A 15230-nucleotide genomic window follows, 5' to 3' on the forward strand; every position below is an offset into this window, starting at 1 on the left:
CGAATCGATCCAATGCGCGCTTCAGCGAACGTTGGCGCGGTCGCCTATTCAGGGCAGATCGACGCGCACCTCAGGGTCGTTGAAGCGCGAATAGCGCAGGCGCAGCTGGAAGCTGCGGCCATTGCTGCTGCCGCTGCGTACGATCTGGCGTGGCAGGCCCTGGGCATCCACCCAGTACTCCAGGCGTTCGCCGGGCTGGGCACCGCGCAGCCGGTAGTGCCGGGTCTGCACCCCCTCCAGCGACTGGCTGCCGAGATCTTCGGCCTTCAGATCGGCGGGCAGGGCATCGGCGGGCAGCGGGTTGCGCCATTGCTCGAGCAGGCCGGGCGGGGTCGGCACCTGGCGGATCGCGCCGTCGGCCTGCAGGAACATGGTGTCGCCGATGATGGTCTGCGGCCCCGCCGGCGTCTCCACCCGGAAACGATCGGGCGCGACGAAGTCCATGCCGCTGCGTACCGGCTGCGGCGCGCCCAGCACCTCCAGTTCGGCGTGGAAGCTGCGCAGGGCCGCGAAACGCTGGCTGGCGCCCAGCACCGCCTGCGTCGGATCGGCGACGGGTACCGGGGGCTCGGCGCCGGCCGGCGCCGGCGCGCGATCGCAGGCGGCCAGCAGCAGGCAGGCCAGCAGGGACAGGGCAGGCAACCGGCGCATCGGGCATTCCATGGGGGTGGGGGCGACCACGATAGCCCAAACGTCCCACACAAGACCCGCGACTCGGACATAATCGGGGGTATGGACCGATACGAACGCATCACCGCCCTGCATCGTCTGCTCAAGTCCGCGCGCTATCCGGTGACGGTGGCGACCCTGCAGGACAAGCTCGGTTGTTCCCGCGCCACCGTCTACCGCGACCTGGCCTTCCTGCGCGATGCGCTGATGGCACCGATCGAGGGCGACGGCGAGGCGGGCTTCCGCTACCAGGCTGACGAGAGCGACCGTTTCGAGCTGCCCGGCCTGTGGCTCAGCTCGGAGGAGCTGCATGCCCTGCTGGCCTCGCAGCACCTGCTGGCGCGGACCGGCGGTGGTGTGCTGTCGTCGGTGCTGGCACCGCTGCAGCAACGCATCGAGAGCCTGCTGGCGGCCCAGGCCGGCGTGTCCAGCTGGCCGGTCGACCGCGTGCGGGTGATTCCGCACCGTGGCCGCAAGTTTGACGAAGGCAGCTTCCGCAGCGTCGCATCGGCCGTGCTGGAGCGCCGCCAGCTGGCGTTCGAGTACCGTGCCCGTTCCACCGACGAGCCGACCAAGCGCACCGTCTCGCCGCAGCGCCTGACCCACTATCGCGACAACTGGTACCTGGATGCCTGGGACCATGACCGCGACGCCCTGCGCAGTTTCGCGGTCGACCGCATCCACAAGGCGCGGGTGGTCGACAGCACCGCGCGCGACGTCGCCGACAGCGAGCTGGACGAGCAGCTCGGCGCCAGCTACGGCATCTTCTCTGGCGCGCCGAAGGGCTGGGCGACCATCCTGTTCAGCGCCAAGGCCGCGCGCTGGGTGGCCGACGAGCACTGGCATTCCAAGCAGCAGGGCCGCTTCCTGGCCGACGGCCGCTATGAGCTGAAGGTGCCGTACAGCGTCTCGCGCGAGCTGCTGATGGATGTGCTGCATTACGGCTCGGATGCCGAGATCGTCGAGCCCATGATGCTGCGCGAGCAGGCCAAGGCGTTGCTTGAGCTGGCCCTGAGCAACTACGAAAACTCCTGACACTCCCCCGAGAATTCAATCCCCCATGAAAAAGACCCTGTTGCTGCCCCTGCTCGCCGCTGCGCTGGCCCTGACCGCCTGCGGCAAGTCCGGCGAGCCCTCGCAGAAGCTGGTGGTGGCCGCCACGGCCGTGCCGCATGCCGAGATCCTCGAGGTGGTCAAGCCGATCCTCAAGCAGGAAGGCGTGGACCTGGACGTGCGGGTGTTCAATGACTACGTGCAGCCCAACGACCAGCTGGTGCAGAAGCAGGTGGATGCGAACTACTTCCAGACCGAGCCCTACCTGGATGCCTACAACCGCGACCGCAAGACCGACCTGGTGAAGGTGATCGGCGTGCACATCGAGCCGTTCGGTGTGTACTCGCGCAAGGTCAAGTCGCTGGCCGAGCTGCGCGAAGGCGCCGACGTGGTGATCCCGAACGACCCGAGCAACAACAGCCGCGCGCTGATCCTGCTGCACAAGGCCGGCGTGATCGAGCTGAAGGACCCGACCAACGCACTGGCGACCCAGCGCGACATCATCGCCAATCCGAAGAACCTGAAGTTCCGCGAGCTGGACTCGGCGATGCTGCCGCGCGTGCTGGACCAGGTCGACCTGGCCCTGATCAATACCAACTACGCGCTGGACGCAGGCCTCAACCCGACCCAGGATGCGCTGGCGATCGAAAGCAAGGACTCGCCGTACGTGAATTTCCTGGTCGCGCGCCCGGACAACAAGGACGACGCCCGCGTGCAGAAGCTGGCCAAGGCCCTGACCAGCCCGCAGGTGAAGGCCTTCATCGAGACCAAGTACAAGGGCGCGGTGCTGCCGGCGTTCTGACGCCAGCGCCCATTCGCCTGTAGAGCCGAGCCTATGCTCGGCTCTGCTTTTTGCGGTATCCCGCCAGCGGCAGCCGAGCATGGCTCGGCTCTACAGTGTCACTCCACGTGCCGCAGCAGGGCAGGGCATTGCCGTTTCAATCGACGTGGAAGGCGAGGGTCGCGGCCACCGCCTGCTGCCATCCCGCATACAGTTTCTCGCGCCGGGCCACCTCCATCCGTGGCTCGAAGCGCCGGTCCAGGCCCCATTGCGCGGCGATCTGTTCGCGGCTGTTCCAGAACCCCACTGCCAGGCCGGCCAGATAGGCCGCACCCAGCGCGGTGGTCTCGGTCAGTCGCGGCCGCAGCAGCGGCACACCGAGAATGTCGGCCTGGAAACCGGCCAGGAAGTCGTTGCCGATCGCACCGCCATCAGCGCGCAGCTCGGTCAGCGCGATACCCGCATCGGACTGCATCGCATCGAGTACATCGCGGGTCTGGTAGGCCATCGCTTCCAGCGCGGCGCGCACGAAGTGCGCCTTGCGGGTGCCACGGGTCAGGCCGAACATCGCACCGCGCACATCACTGCGCCAATAGGGCGCGCCGAGGCCGACGAACGCCGGCACCAGGTAGGCGCCGCCACTGTCGGGCACCTGCGCAGCCAGCGCCTGGCTGTCGCTGGCGCGTTCGATCATGCGTAGTCCATCGCGCAGCCACTGCACCACCGAGCCGGCGATGAAGATCGAACCCTCCAGCGCGTACTCCACGCGCCCGTCCAGGCCCCAGGCAATGGTGGTCAGCAGGCCGTTGCGCGACCGCACCGCCTGCGCGCCGGTGTGCATCAACATGAAGCAACCGGTGCCATAGGTGTTCTTGACCATGCCCGGCTGGAAACAAGCCTGGCCGAACAGCGCCGCCTGCTGGTCACCGGCGATGCCGGCGATGGGGATCGGGTGGTCGAAGAAGAACTGCGGCCGGGTGTGTGCGTACACCGCGCTGGAGTCGCGCACCTGCGGCAGCATCGCGCGCGGAATGTCGAGCAGGGCCAGCAGGTCGTCATCCCAGTCCAGCGTGTGGATGTTGAACAGCAGCGTGCGTGCCGCATTGCTGTAGTCAGTCACATGTGCCTGGCCACCGCTGAGGTTCCACACCAGCCAGCTGTCGATGGTGCCGAACAGCAGCTCACCACGTTCGGCGCGCTGCTGCGCACCATCCACGTGGTCGAGGATCCAGCGCACCTTGGTCGCGGAGAAATAGGCGTCGATCAGCAGCCCGGTCCGCTCGCGGATCAGTGCTTCATGCCCCTCCGATTTCAGCCGCTCGCAGATGGCGTGGCTCTGCCGCGATTGCCAGACGATGGCGTTGTGGATCGGCTGGCCGGTGGCACGGTCCCAGACCACGGTGGTTTCGCGCTGGTTGGTGATGCCCAGCGCGGCGATATGGCGTGGGTCGATCTGCCCGCGGCTGAGCAGTTCGGTCAATGTGGCATAGACGCTGGTAAGGATCTCGCGGGGGTCATGCTCGACCCAGCCGGGCTGCGGGAAGATCTGCGCGAACTCGCGCTGCGCGCTGCCGACGATGTCGCCGGCGCGGTCGAACAGGATCGCGCGCGAACTGGTGGTGCCCTGGTCGATGGCCAGCACGTAGCGGGGCGTCATGCAGCGTCTCCAATGGCGATGGGGAAATCCTAATGCATCGATCGCGTCGCGCGCGGCTGCCCTGGTAGCTGCCAACCTGGGTTGGCACACGTGGCATCACGGGGGGCAGAGCCCTTTCCGTGGAAAAGGGATCCGACCCTCCATCCACGCCTGCAGCCGTGCCACCTGCGCAGCATCCAGCCGCAACCCCAGCTTGCTCCGGCGCCACAGGATATCGTCGGTGTCACACGCCCACTCGCGTTCGCGCAGGAAGTCCACTTCGCGTGCATGCAGGCCACCGCCGAAGTCCTCGCCCAGATCGTGCAGGCCGTGTACACCCTGCAGCAGTTCCGCGCTGCGACTGCCATAGGCCCCGGCCCAGCGTCGCGCGATACCTGCGGGCAACCACGGTGCCAGCGCCAGCAGGCGCGAGCACGCCTGTGCGGCGTCGCCCCAGTCGCTGCCCGGCAGCGGGTCTCCGCGCGCCGTCCAGGCCGGTCCCATCTGTGGCAGGGCAGGGCGCAGCAGGTCCAGTGCCTCCTCGGCCAGCACCCGGTAGGTGGTCAGCTTGCCGCCCATTACATGCAGCGCCGGTGCCGGGTCCACCTGCACCTGCAGGCGGTAGTCGCGGCTCAGCTGCGCTGCGCGCGGATCCGGGTCGGCCAGCAATGGACGGACACCGGCGAACGCCCAGACCACCTCGTCCGGGGCGATGGGGTCACGCAGGTAGCGATTGGCCGCTTCGCACAGGTAGGTCACCTCGGAAGGCAGCACGCTGCAGCGCGCCGGGTCACCGCGATAGTCGGTATCGGTGGTGCCCACCAGCAGGTGGTCGTGGGCGAAAGGCAGCAGGAACACCACCCGCCCGTCGGGCTGCTGCAGCAGGCAGGCGCTGTCATCGGGCCAGGGCCTGCGCAGCACGATGTGGCTGCCCTGCACCAGGCGCAGCGCAGGGCCGCCGCTGCGCGTCTGCATCCGTTCCAGCAGGCCCCCGGCCCACGGGCCCGCCGCATTGACCACGGCGCGGGCATTCACGGGGTGCCGCTGGCCATCGGCGGATTCCAGAACGGCCCGCCACCGGCCCTGCACGGGGTGCAGGTCGATGCAGCGGCTGCGCACCTGCACCTGTGCGCCCCGCTGCGCGGCATCCAGGGCGTTGAGCAGTACCAGCCGCGCGTCATCGACCTGCGCATCGGCGTAGCTGAAGGCCTGCCGCAGCGCCGGGGAGAGCCACTGGCCGAGCGGATCGTGCTGCAGTTCCAGTGCGCGTGACGCGGGGAAGGCGGGGCTGCGCCGGCCCAGATGGTCGTACAGCCACAGCCCCGCGCGCAGCATCCAGCGTGGGCGCAGGTGCGGTTCCCACGGCAGGACGAAGCGCAGCGGATGTACCAGATGGGGCGCCTGCCGGCGCACCACCTCGCGTTCGCCCAGCGCCTTGCGCACCAGCCCGAACTCGCCCTGCTCCAGGTAGCGCAGGCCGCCGTGGATCAGCTTGCTGCTGGCGCTGGAGGTGTGCGCGGCCAGGTCATGCTGTTCGCACAGCAGCACGCGCAGGCCGCGACCGCTGGCGTCACGGGCGATGCCGGCGCCATTGATGCCGCCACCGATCACCAGCAGGTCGACGTCGTCCATCGTGTCTCCGCGTCCTGTGTCTGTAGAGCCGAGCCGCGCCACCCTTGACCGTGGGCGCCATTGAACGTAACGCATCGCAATGCGCGCGGAGCCCGCCGCTCGACTCGGGATAGGGGGCTTGGCTCGACTCTACAAAAAAGCAGCCGAGCATGGGCTCGGCTCTACACGCGGAACGCGGGTGACGGAAACGACGACGGGCCCCGAAGGGCCCGTCGCGTTGCATCAGTGAAGCAGGTGCTGCCTGGATCAGAAGCGGGCGCCGATGCCGAAGCCGACGGTCCACGGATCCATCTTGGCTTCGCCGATCTTCTCGCCGCCGACCTTGATGTCCGGGCGGGCGCGCATGTAGCGGGCGTCAGCGCGGGCAAACCAGGTGGAGTTGATGTTCATGTCGACGCCGACGGTGCCGATCACGCCCTTGGCATCCTTGAAGCGGATGTCGGTGTCAGCGCCGTTGCCCAGCTTCTCGTTGCTGAAGCTCGACTGGTAGTAGCCCACGCCCACGAACGGGCGGAACACGTTGTCAGCCTGGCCGAAGTGGTACTGGCCGCTCAGCGCGACCGGCTGCTGCTCGACCGAACCCAGGCGGGCGTTGTTCGGGCCCTTGAACTTGTTGTCGAACTTGTCGGCAGCGCCCCACAGCTCAACGGCCCAGTTGTCGTTGATGTAGTAGCTGAAGCTGACGGTCGGCGCCGGGCCACCGTCGGTCTTCTTCACGCCGGTGATCGGGTCGTTCTTCGGCTCCAGCAGCGAGATGCCGCCAACAACGGCAAAATGCTTGCCCGAAGCGGTATCGGTGGTGCTGCTGTCCTGGGCGAAAGCGGCCGGCGCGAAGGCGGCGGAGGTCAGCAGGGCGAGACTCAGGATACGGATGGAGCGCATGGGGGTATCTCCTAATGTTTCTTGTTTTGGGCCCCCGGTTGCGGGGCGAGCACACCGTAGTCGCCCCAACATGAATCGAATCCGACGCACGTTAAAAAATAGTTTTCCTTGTTCAGCGACGGGTGCGGAATGCCTGTATTCATGGCGCTTTCTGCTCTCGCCGACATTCATGCAGTTGGAGAAGATGTGAGCACGGCAACGTTGTGCATTGGCCTGCCAGCGCAGGTGAACGTCGATTGCAGGGTGCTGCTGCTGGGCTCGATGCCAGGCGTGGCATCCCTGCAGGAGCAGCGCTACTACGCGCATCCTCGCAACCGCTTCTGGCCGCTGATGGCCGATATCTGCGGTTTCGACGCGGATCTGCCCTATGCGCAACGGCTGCAGGCGTTGAACGCCGCAGGCATCGGCCTGTGGGATGTGATCGGGCGCTGCGAGCGGCGCGGCAGCCTGGATGCGGACATCGTGCGTGGCACGGAAGTGGCCAATGCACTGCCGGAACTGATCGCCACGTTGCCTGAGCTGACGCTGATCGGCTGCAATGGCGGCGCGTCATTGCAGGCATTCCAGCGCTGGGTGTTGCCGCGGCTGGAGGCCCCGCCGAAGGTGGTCGCGCTGCCGTCGACCAGCCCTGCCAATGCGGCGTGGTCGTTGCCGCGCCTGCGCCAGGCCTGGCAGCCGGTGGCCGACGCGCGGGCGACATGAAGCGGACATCGCCTGGACAATACGCTACCGACTGGTCGCGCACCCGACCCATGGGCAACAGCCTGTCCCGGCTGCGTGCGTACTGAAAACACCTGTAACGGTTGGCGCTGGACCCCGCTGGCCGCACAATAGACGTTTCCCTACACCAGATTGCCGGAGTTATCCCCATGGCCGAAATCAAGGAAGCACTTGTCCCCGATATCGGTGACTACAGCGATATCCCGGTAATCGAGGTGCTTGTCGCCGTCGGCGACACGGTCAAGAAGGACCAGGGCCTGGTGACGCTGGAAAGCGACAAGGCGACCATGGAAGTGCCGTCCTCGGTGGCGGGCGTGGTCAAGGAGCTCAAGGTCAAAGTGGGCGACAGCCTGTCCGAAGGCAAGGTCGTGGCCCTGATCGAAGTGGCCGAAGGCGAAGCCGAAGCCGCCAAGCCGGCCGCACCGGCACCGGCACCGGCCAAGGCCGCTGCCCCGGCTGCCGCCACCCAGAGCGCGCCGGCCGCAGCTGCGCCGGCCGCTCCGGCTGCCAGCGGTGGTGCGGTTGAAGCCCTGGTGCCGGACATCGGCGACTACGCCGGCATTCCGGTCATCGAAGTGCTGGTCGCCGTGGGCGATACGGTCAAGAAGGACCAGGGCCTGGTCACGCTGGAAAGCGACAAGGCCACCATGGAAGTGCCGTCGTCTGTGGCCGGCGTGGTCAAGGAGATCAAGGTCAAGGTGGGCGACAATCTGTCGCAAGGCGACGTGGTTGCCATCATCGAAGCCGAGGGCGCTGCCGCGCCGGCGCCGACCAAGGCCGCTGCTGCTGCCGCTCCGGCTGCCGCAGAGACCGCCACCAAGGTCGAGCCGGTTGCTGTGCCGGCGCAGCCGGACAAGCTGGCGGCCCGCGAGATCGCCTCGGCCGGTACCCCGTCCAGCCCGCCGGTGCAGTTCAATGCCGATGGCGTGCTGCCGGCCAAGGTGCCGTACGCCACCCCGGCGGTGCGCGTGTTCGCCCGCGAGCTGGGCGTGGACCTGCTGCAGATCAACGGCACCGAGAAGGGTGGCCGCATCACCAAGGGTGACGTACAGAAGTTCGTCAAGGCCGCGCTCAGCGGTGGCGTGCCGGCCGCTGCCGGTGGCGCCGTCGCCGCTGGTGGTGGCCTGAACCTGCTGCCGTGGCCGAAGGTCGACTTCAGCAAGTTCGGCGAGACCGAAGTCCAGCCGCTGTCGCGCATCAAGAAGATCTCCGGTGCGAACCTGGCCCGCAACTGGGCCATGATCCCGCACGTCACCCAGTTCGAGCAGGCAGACATCACCGACCTGGAAGGCCTGCGCGTGGCGTTGAACAAGGAGAACGAGAAGGCCGGCATCAAGCTGACCATGCTCGCCTTCCTGATCAAGGCCAGCGCCGCAGCGCTGAAGAAGTTCCCGGAATTCAACGCCTCGCTCGATGCCAGCGGTGAAAACCTGACCCTGAAGAAGTACTTCCACATCGGTTTCGCCGCCGACACGCCGAACGGCCTGGTCGTGCCGGTCATCCGCGACGTGGACAAGAAGGGTGTGGTGCAGATCGCGCAGGAAACCGGCGAACTGGCCAAGAAGGCACGCGACGGCAAGCTGGGCCCGGCGGACATGAGCGGCGGCTGCTTCTCGATCAGCTCGTTGGGCGGCATCGGCGGCACCGCGTTCACCCCGATCGTCAACGCACCGGAAGTGGCCATCCTCGGCGTCTCCAAGTCGTCCATCCAGCCGGTCTGGAACGGCAAGGAATTCGCACCGAAGCTGATGCTGCCGCTGTCGCTGAGCTACGACCACCGCGTCATCGACGGCGCACTGGCCGCACGCTTCACCACGTACCTGTCGCAGGTACTGGCCGACATGCGCCGCGTGCTGCTGTAAGGCACCGCTTCGCCCCCACCGTGCGGCCGCAGCCCCTGGCGCGGCCGCGTGAACAGATGCAGTGACAGCCCGCCGGCGCCGCCGGGCGGGCACGAGGAAAACCCACCATGGCCACGATTGAAGTCAAGGTTCCCGACATCGGCGATTACAGCGATGTGCCGGTGATCGAAGTGTTGGTCGCCGTTGGCGACACGGTGAAGAAGGATCAGGGTCTGGTGACCCTGGAGTCGGACAAGGCCACCCTGGAAGTGCCGTCCTCGGCCGCCGGCGTGGTCAAGGAAATCAAGGTCAAGCTGGGCGACACCCTGTCCGAAGGCGCCGTGGTCGTGGTGCTGGACGCTGAAGGCGCCGCCGAAGCCCCGGCCAAGGCCGCCGCGCCGGCTCCGGCCGCCCCGGCCAGCAAGCCGCCGGTGACCCCGTCGCACCGCGCCCCGGCCGAACCGGCTGCGCCGAAGCCGGCGCTGTCCAGCGGCAAGCCGGCCGACATCGAATGCGAGATGGTCGTGCTGGGCTCCGGCCCGGGCGGCTACACCGCAGCCTTCCGCGCCGCTGACGTCGGCCTGGATACGGTGCTGGTCGAACGTTACGCCAGCCTCGGCGGCGTCTGCCTCAATGTCGGCTGCATCCCGTCCAAGGCGTTGCTGCATGCTGCTGCGGTCATCGACGAAGTGGCCCACGCCGGTGATTTCGGCGTCGAATTCGGCAAGCCGACCATCACCCTGGACAAGCTGCGCGCGTACAAGGAAAAGGTCGTCAACCAGCTGACCAAGGGCCTGGCCGGCATGGCCAAGCAGCGCAAGGTCCGCAACGTGCAGGGCGTTGGCAGGTTTGTCTCGGCCAACGAGCTGGAGATCACCGCCGCTGATGGCAGCACCCAGCTGCTGCGCTTCCAGAAATGCATCATCGCCGCCGGTTCGCAGGCGGTGAAGCTGCCGAACTTCCCGTGGGACGACAAGCGCGTGATGGATTCCACCGATGCGCTGGAGCTGGCCGAAGTGCCGGGCTCGCTGCTGGTCGTCGGCGGCGGCATCATCGGCCTGGAAATGGCCACCGTGTACAGCGCGCTGGGCAGCAAGGTCACCGTGGTCGAGTTCATGGACCAGCTGATGCCGGGCGCCGACAAGGACCTGGTCAAGCCGCTGGCCGACCGCCTGAAGAAGCAGGGCATCGACGTGCACCTGAAGACCAAGGCCTCGGGCGTCACCGCCGATGCCAAGGGCATCACCGTGACCTTCGAAGCCGCCGAGGAAGGCCAGGCGCCTGCGCTGGCGCAAGGCACCTTCGACCGCGTGCTGGTGGCCGTGGGCCGCTCGCCGAACGGCAAGAAGATCGATGCCGAGAAGGCCGGCGTGCAGGTCACCGACCGCGGCTTCATCCCGGTCGATCGGCAGATGCGTACCAACGTGCCGCACATCTTTGCCATCGGCGACATCGTCGGCAACCCGATGCTGGCCCACAAGGCCACGCACGAGGGCAAGCTGGCCGCTGAAGTGGCAGCCGGCCACAAGAAGGAGTGGGTCGCCCGCGTGATTCCGTCGGTGGCCTACACCAACCCGGAAATCGCCTGGGTCGGCGTGACCGAGACCGAAGCCAAGGCCAAGGGCCTGAAGGTCGGCGTGGCCAAGTTCCCGTGGGCCGCCAGTGGCCGCGCGATCGGCATCGGTCGCACCGAGGGCTTCACCAAGCTGATCTTCGACGAAGAGACCCACCGCATCATCGGTGGCGCGATCGTCGGCGTGCATGCCGGCGACCTGCTGGCCGAGATCGGCCTGGCGATCGAGATGGGTGCGGAAGCGGAAGACATCGGCCACACCATCCATGCGCATCCGACGCTGAGCGAGTCGGTGGCGATGGCCTCGGAAATCTACGACGGCACGATCACCGATCTGTACATGCCGAAGAAGAAGTAAGGCGTCCGCGCCGTTCCGAACGAAAAGCCCTGGCATCTGCCGGGGCTTTTTTTCTTCGATCAGTGCTGCAGCAAAGGGTGGGGCCACTGCACGGGTGGCAGGCATTTCGACAAATGTCCCCCGTCGCCCGCCTGCGGCGGTCGCCTCCTCCTTTACTTTGTCGAAATGCCCGCCACCCGCGCAGTAGCTCGGCTTGCGGACAGTCGAGAGCAGTGCCAAAGCCGCCCGGATGCCCACTCCCCCGGCGCTCGACCACGCCTGCGTCTACGGCAACTGCCACCGCGAAGGTCTGGGCCGCTGCGCGGGTGGCAGGCGTCTGGACAAATGTCCCCCGTCGTCCGCCTTTGGCGGTCGCCTCCTCCTTTACTTTGTCCAAACGCCTGCCACCCGCGCAGCGGCTCGGCTTGCGGATAGTCGAGAGCCACAGCCTGGCCCGCCTGGATGCCTGACACGCGGGGGAAGAGGGGCTTGTGTGCGAAGTAAAGGAGGAGGTGACGGCCGTAGGCCGGCGCCGGGGGACATTCGCACGCAAGCCCCTCTTCCCCCAGCGCTCGACCAGCCTGCTTTTCTGCTCGACGATGCAAAGAAAAAACGCGGCCCCGATGTTCCGGAGGCCGCGCCAGGAGAGAAGATGCCGTGGAAGGGGCAGGGGATCAGAACACGAAGCTGATACCGGCCACCGGGCCCTTGAATTCCTGCTTCAGGCCGACCGTGCCGTCGCTGCCCTTCTTGTCCACGTCCAGCTTGAACCAGTCGTAGCCGGCGAACACACCGAAGTTCTTGGTGAAGCGGTAATCGACGATCGCATTGGCGCGGCTCAGGTCACCCTTGTAGTCATCGAAACTGCCCCAGCGCGTGTTCAGGTACTGGCCCTGCAGCGTGATCATCCAGCGCTCGGACGGAGTGAAGGTCATGCGCGCACCCACCACCGGTGCCACGCCATCGGCCTTCTCGTTGAGGAACTGGCCTTCATACACCGTGCCCAGGTCCGCGTAGCCCTTGGTGCTGACCTTGGCGTACTCGCCACCGATCTGCAGGCCCAGGTCGAAGGTGTCGGTATCGACGACCGAGTAGTCATAGACCAGGCTGGCCACCTGGTACTTCAGCTCGCCCTTCACGAAGCTGCCGGCCGGCACGCTCTCACCGCCGAAGGAAATGCCCTGGTCAAGCGTCTCGCGACGGTCCTTGTCGTACTTGAAGTAGTTGAACAGCAGGCGCTGACGGTTGCTGATGCGGAACATGCCGTCGATGCGCGGCTCCCATTCCTTGCCACCCAGCTTGAAGTCCTGGTCCAGGGAGATGTCCTGGCCGGCCACGGTGGTGCTGCCACGCAGCGTGTTGTCCGAATCGATGTTCATCGCACCCAGACGGATGGCGAAGCGGTCGTCGCCTTCGGCGGCGTGGGCGGCATTGGCGAACGAGGCGCCGGCAGCGAGCAGGGAAAGGGCGAGCAGGGTGGGTACGGGGCGCATCGAAGAGTCCTTGCAGTGGTTCATCAGAATGAAGACCACTGTGCCGGACGCCGCCGTCCACCATCCGTGAACGTATGGTCCACGGAGTGTGCACGGTTCAGCCCTGTCGCGACGACGCAAAAAGATGGCCCCGGAGCCGGGCTTCGGGGCCATCGTGGGACCTGCGGGGCGGAGCGTCGACGAGGTTGCTGCAGGCAGGTCGAAAGATCGGACCGGCGCATCCGGCGAAAGTTCCGCGCCTGCGACCAAAGTTCAATACTGCAGTGCAGCATCACGCGGACGTCATTGTCCCCCGGGTGGCACGCAAAAATGTAACCGTTACCGCAACTTGCGGCTTCCAGGGATGAACAGGCAGCGGTTGTCTCGCAAATTGTCCCATTGCTATAATTTGGCGGCTCGATGAGGCCCCCCTGCTGTAGCCGCCTCAGCCCTCCACTTGCAACCACGCGGGACGTCCTGTGCTGAACTCCGTTGATGCGGGTCGGCGACTGATGCTGCGCGCCGCGGTCTACCCGCTGGCCGCGGTGGCTGTCCTGGCCCTGGCCTTCCTGCTGGTAGGTCCGAAGTATGCCCTCGGCGCGCTGGCGTCCGGTGTGGCCATTTCGGCCGGCGGCTGGGTTGCGGCACGGATGGCTCTGGGCGGTGGTGCGGTGGCCGCAGGATCGGCGATGGCTCGCCTGATCATTGCGATCGTGGCCAAGTGGGTCGTGGTTTTCGGCGTCCTGCTGGTGGGGTTCCTGGTCTTCAAGCTGCCTGCATTGGCGCTGTTGGCCGGTATCGCCGTCGGCTTGATGTTCCAGGTCCTGGCCATGGCCAGGCGTTGACAGAATTCAATTAACTGAAGGTTCCGGACACATGGCGGGCGAGGCTCTAACCCCTACCAGCTACATCCAGCATCACCTGCACAACCTGACCGCACCGGTCGGCAAGGGTGAGGGTATGTTCTGGCATATCCACGTCGATACCTTCCTCACCGCCGTCCTGATGGGCCTGGTGATCGTTGTCGCGTTCTGGCTGGGAACCCGCAAGGCCACCGCCGGCGTGCCGGGCAAGTGGCAGGCCTTCGTCGAGATCTGCCTGGAGTTCGTCGACCGCCAGGCCAAGGACACCTACCACGGCAAGAGCAAGCTGGTCACGCCGATCGCCATCACGATCTTCTTCTGGATCCTGTTGATGAATCTGCTGAAGATGATCCCGGCCGATTTCATCGCCAAGCCGCTGGAATGGGTGGGCGTGCACTACTGGAAGCCGGTGCCGACCGCTGACGTCAATGCCACCCTCGGCATGGCCATCAGCGTGTTCTTCCTGATGCTGTTCTTCGCGCTCAAGTCCAAGGGCCTGGTCGGCTTCGTCAAGGAATTCCTGACGGCGCCGTTCGGCAAGTGGATGATGCCGTTCAACCTGATCCTCAACATCGTCGAGTGGCTGAGCAAGCCGATCTCGCTGGCGATGCGACTGTTCGGCAACATGTTCGGCGGCGAAATCGTGTTCCTGCTGATCTGGGTGCTGGGTGGTGCCGGTTTCTTCGGTGCCATCGCGGGTGGTGTGTTCGGCCTCGGCTGGATGCTGTTCCACCTGCTGGTGATCCCGCTGCAGGCCTTCATCTTCATGATGCTGTCGATCGTGTACCTGAGCCTGTCGGAAGACGCTCACTGAGTTTCAAGCTTCAACGCGTTTCAACCTTCATCCGTTTCATCACCCTTAGCAACTTAAGTTCCTGGAGATAACCATGTACTTCGCCGTCCTGACCAACTTCGCGCAGATTCAGAGCTCCACCGCCCTTGCCGTCGGCATCATGATCGGCCTGGCCGCGCTGGGCGCCGGTCTGGGTCTGGCCATCATGGCTGGTAAGTTCCTGGAGTCGGCCGCGCGCCAGCCGGAACTGATCCCGGTCCTGCAGGTCCGCATGTTCATCACCGCCGGCCTGATCGACGCCGCGTTCATCATCTCGGTCGCCGTTGGCCTGCTGCTGGCCTTCGCCAACCCGCTGTCGGCTGCCTTTGCTGGCGCCGTCACCAAGGCTCTGGCCGGCTGATACAGCGGTTTGAGACGACCGGGTGCTGATGCACCCGGTTTCGGATGAAGGCCGGATGTGCCGCTTCGGCGGCACGTCCACCCCGAAACCAGCGATCGAGCTAACCATGAATATCAATTTCACCCTTCTTGCGCAGGCGCTGGCCTTCGCTGGTCTGATCTGGATCATCGCGACCAAGATCTGGCCGCCGCTGATGAACGCGATCGAAGAGCGCCAGCAGAAGATTGCTGAAGGCCTCGCTGCTGCCGACCGCAGCCAGAAAGATCTGGCCCAGGCGCAGGAGAAGGTCAACGAAGCGCTGAAGGAAGCCCGCACCAAGGCCAACGAGATCATCGATCAGGCCCACGCGCGTGCCAACCAGATCGTTGATGCAGCCCGTAACGAAGCGATCACCGAAGCCACCCGTCAGAAGGAACTGGCCCAGGCTGAAATCGACGCCGCCGCCAACCGTGCCCGTGAAGATCTGCGCAAGCAGGTGTCCGCGCTGGCCGTGACCGGTGCCGAAAAGCTGCTCAAGCGCGAAATCGACGCCAACGCCCACAAGGCGCTGCTCGACGAGCTGGCCTCGGAGATCTAAG

14 protein-coding genes are annotated in these 15230 nt (G+C 66.2%); 9 read left to right on the forward strand and 5 right to left on the reverse strand.

The genetic code is table 11. The features are described from left to right. Nucleotides 1-48: 48 nt before the first annotated feature. Nucleotides 49-651, reverse strand: coding sequence for a hypothetical protein (locus tag J3A72_RS05420; RefSeq protein ID WP_075077122.1), 603 nt, complete (start codon nucleotides 649-651; stop codon nucleotides 49-51). Between the two features lie 81 nt (nucleotides 652-732). Here J3A72_RS05420 and J3A72_RS05425 point away from each other — a divergent pair, with 81 nt between their 5' ends. Together J3A72_RS05425 and J3A72_RS05430 are read left to right on the forward strand one after the other, a co-directional pair. Then, a complete protein-coding gene (locus tag J3A72_RS05425) occupies nucleotides 733-1704 on the forward strand; it encodes a YafY family protein (RefSeq protein ID WP_014648507.1) in 972 nt (323 codons plus the stop codon). A gap of 25 nt (nucleotides 1705-1729) precedes the next feature. Beyond that, the gene (locus tag J3A72_RS05430) at nucleotides 1730-2524 is read left to right on the forward strand and encodes a MetQ/NlpA family ABC transporter substrate-binding protein (protein ID WP_075077123.1); all 795 of its coding nucleotides are present in this window, start codon (nucleotides 1730-1732) and stop codon (nucleotides 2522-2524) included. A 136-nt stretch (nucleotides 2525-2660) separates the two neighbouring features. On the opposite strand, the gene glpK is transcribed toward J3A72_RS05430, so the two are convergent. From glpK to J3A72_RS05445, 3 genes are all read right to left on the reverse strand, one after another. Beyond that, nucleotides 2661-4160 carry a glycerol kinase GlpK gene (glpK, locus tag J3A72_RS05435; RefSeq protein WP_014648505.1) on the reverse strand — a complete coding sequence of 500 codons (1500 nt, stop codon included), beginning with the start codon at nucleotides 4158-4160 and terminating at the stop codon, nucleotides 2661-2663. Between the two features lie 96 nt (nucleotides 4161-4256). Continuing rightward, nucleotides 4257-5771: a glycerol-3-phosphate dehydrogenase gene (glpD, locus tag J3A72_RS05440; protein ID WP_075077124.1), complete on the reverse strand. Its 1515-nt coding sequence runs from the start codon at nucleotides 5769-5771 to the stop codon at nucleotides 4257-4259. Nucleotides 5772-6017: 246 nt separating this feature from the next. Next, nucleotides 6018-6653 carry an OmpW family outer membrane protein gene (locus J3A72_RS05445; RefSeq protein ID WP_014648503.1) on the reverse strand — a complete coding sequence of 212 codons (636 nt, stop codon included), beginning with the start codon at nucleotides 6651-6653 and terminating at the stop codon, nucleotides 6018-6020. Nucleotides 6654-6839: 186 nt separating this feature from the next. Between J3A72_RS05445 and J3A72_RS05450 the strand changes: the two genes are divergently transcribed. The 3 genes from J3A72_RS05450 to lpdA all read left to right on the forward strand — a co-directional run bounded on the left by J3A72_RS05450 (nucleotide 6840) and on the right by lpdA (nucleotide 11145). Beyond that, on the forward strand, nucleotides 6840-7355 hold the full coding sequence (locus tag J3A72_RS05450) for a DNA-deoxyinosine glycosylase (RefSeq protein WP_049405907.1): 516 nt from the start codon (nucleotides 6840-6842) through the stop codon (nucleotides 7353-7355). A 167-nt stretch (nucleotides 7356-7522) separates the two neighbouring features. After that, nucleotides 7523-9235, forward strand: a complete 1713-nt coding sequence (aceF, locus tag J3A72_RS05455) for a dihydrolipoyllysine-residue acetyltransferase (RefSeq protein WP_075077125.1) — start codon at nucleotides 7523-7525, stop codon at nucleotides 9233-9235. 107 nt (nucleotides 9236-9342) lie between these two features. Beyond that, nucleotides 9343-11145 (forward strand): dihydrolipoyl dehydrogenase, encoded by a 1803-nt coding sequence (lpdA, locus tag J3A72_RS05460; RefSeq protein ID WP_014648500.1) that lies wholly within the window; start codon nucleotides 9343-9345, stop codon nucleotides 11143-11145. Nucleotides 11146-11798: 653 nt separating this feature from the next. Here the strand turns inward: lpdA and J3A72_RS05465 are convergent. Next, nucleotides 11799-12617, reverse strand: a complete 819-nt coding sequence (locus J3A72_RS05465) for a hypothetical protein (RefSeq protein ID WP_046432636.1) — start codon at nucleotides 12615-12617, stop codon at nucleotides 11799-11801. Nucleotides 12618-13075: 458 nt separating this feature from the next. Here J3A72_RS05465 and J3A72_RS05470 point away from each other — a divergent pair, with 458 nt between their 5' ends. The 4 genes from J3A72_RS05470 to J3A72_RS05485 all read left to right on the forward strand — a co-directional run bounded on the left by J3A72_RS05470 (nucleotide 13076) and on the right by J3A72_RS05485 (nucleotide 15229). After that, on the forward strand, nucleotides 13076-13441 hold the full coding sequence (locus J3A72_RS05470) for a hypothetical protein (RefSeq protein WP_014648497.1): 366 nt from the start codon (nucleotides 13076-13078) through the stop codon (nucleotides 13439-13441). Between the two features lie 31 nt (nucleotides 13442-13472). Further along, nucleotides 13473-14273 (forward strand): F0F1 ATP synthase subunit A, encoded by an 801-nt coding sequence (gene atpB / locus J3A72_RS05475; RefSeq protein WP_014038569.1) that lies wholly within the window; start codon nucleotides 13473-13475, stop codon nucleotides 14271-14273. A gap of 73 nt (nucleotides 14274-14346) precedes the next feature. Beyond that, entirely contained in the window at nucleotides 14347-14652 is a 306-nt protein-coding gene (atpE, locus tag J3A72_RS05480; protein ID WP_005411133.1) for a F0F1 ATP synthase subunit C, read from the forward strand. A gap of 106 nt (nucleotides 14653-14758) precedes the next feature. Further along, a complete protein-coding gene (locus J3A72_RS05485; protein ID WP_005419512.1) occupies nucleotides 14759-15229 on the forward strand; it encodes a F0F1 ATP synthase subunit B in 471 nt (156 codons plus the stop codon). Nucleotide 15230 lies beyond the last annotated feature (1 nt).

Origin of the sequence: Stenotrophomonas sp. PvP093 (assembly GCF_017876915.1) — a bacterium.
GTDB classification, from domain to species: domain Bacteria; phylum Pseudomonadota; class Gammaproteobacteria; order Xanthomonadales; family Xanthomonadaceae; genus Stenotrophomonas; species Stenotrophomonas muris.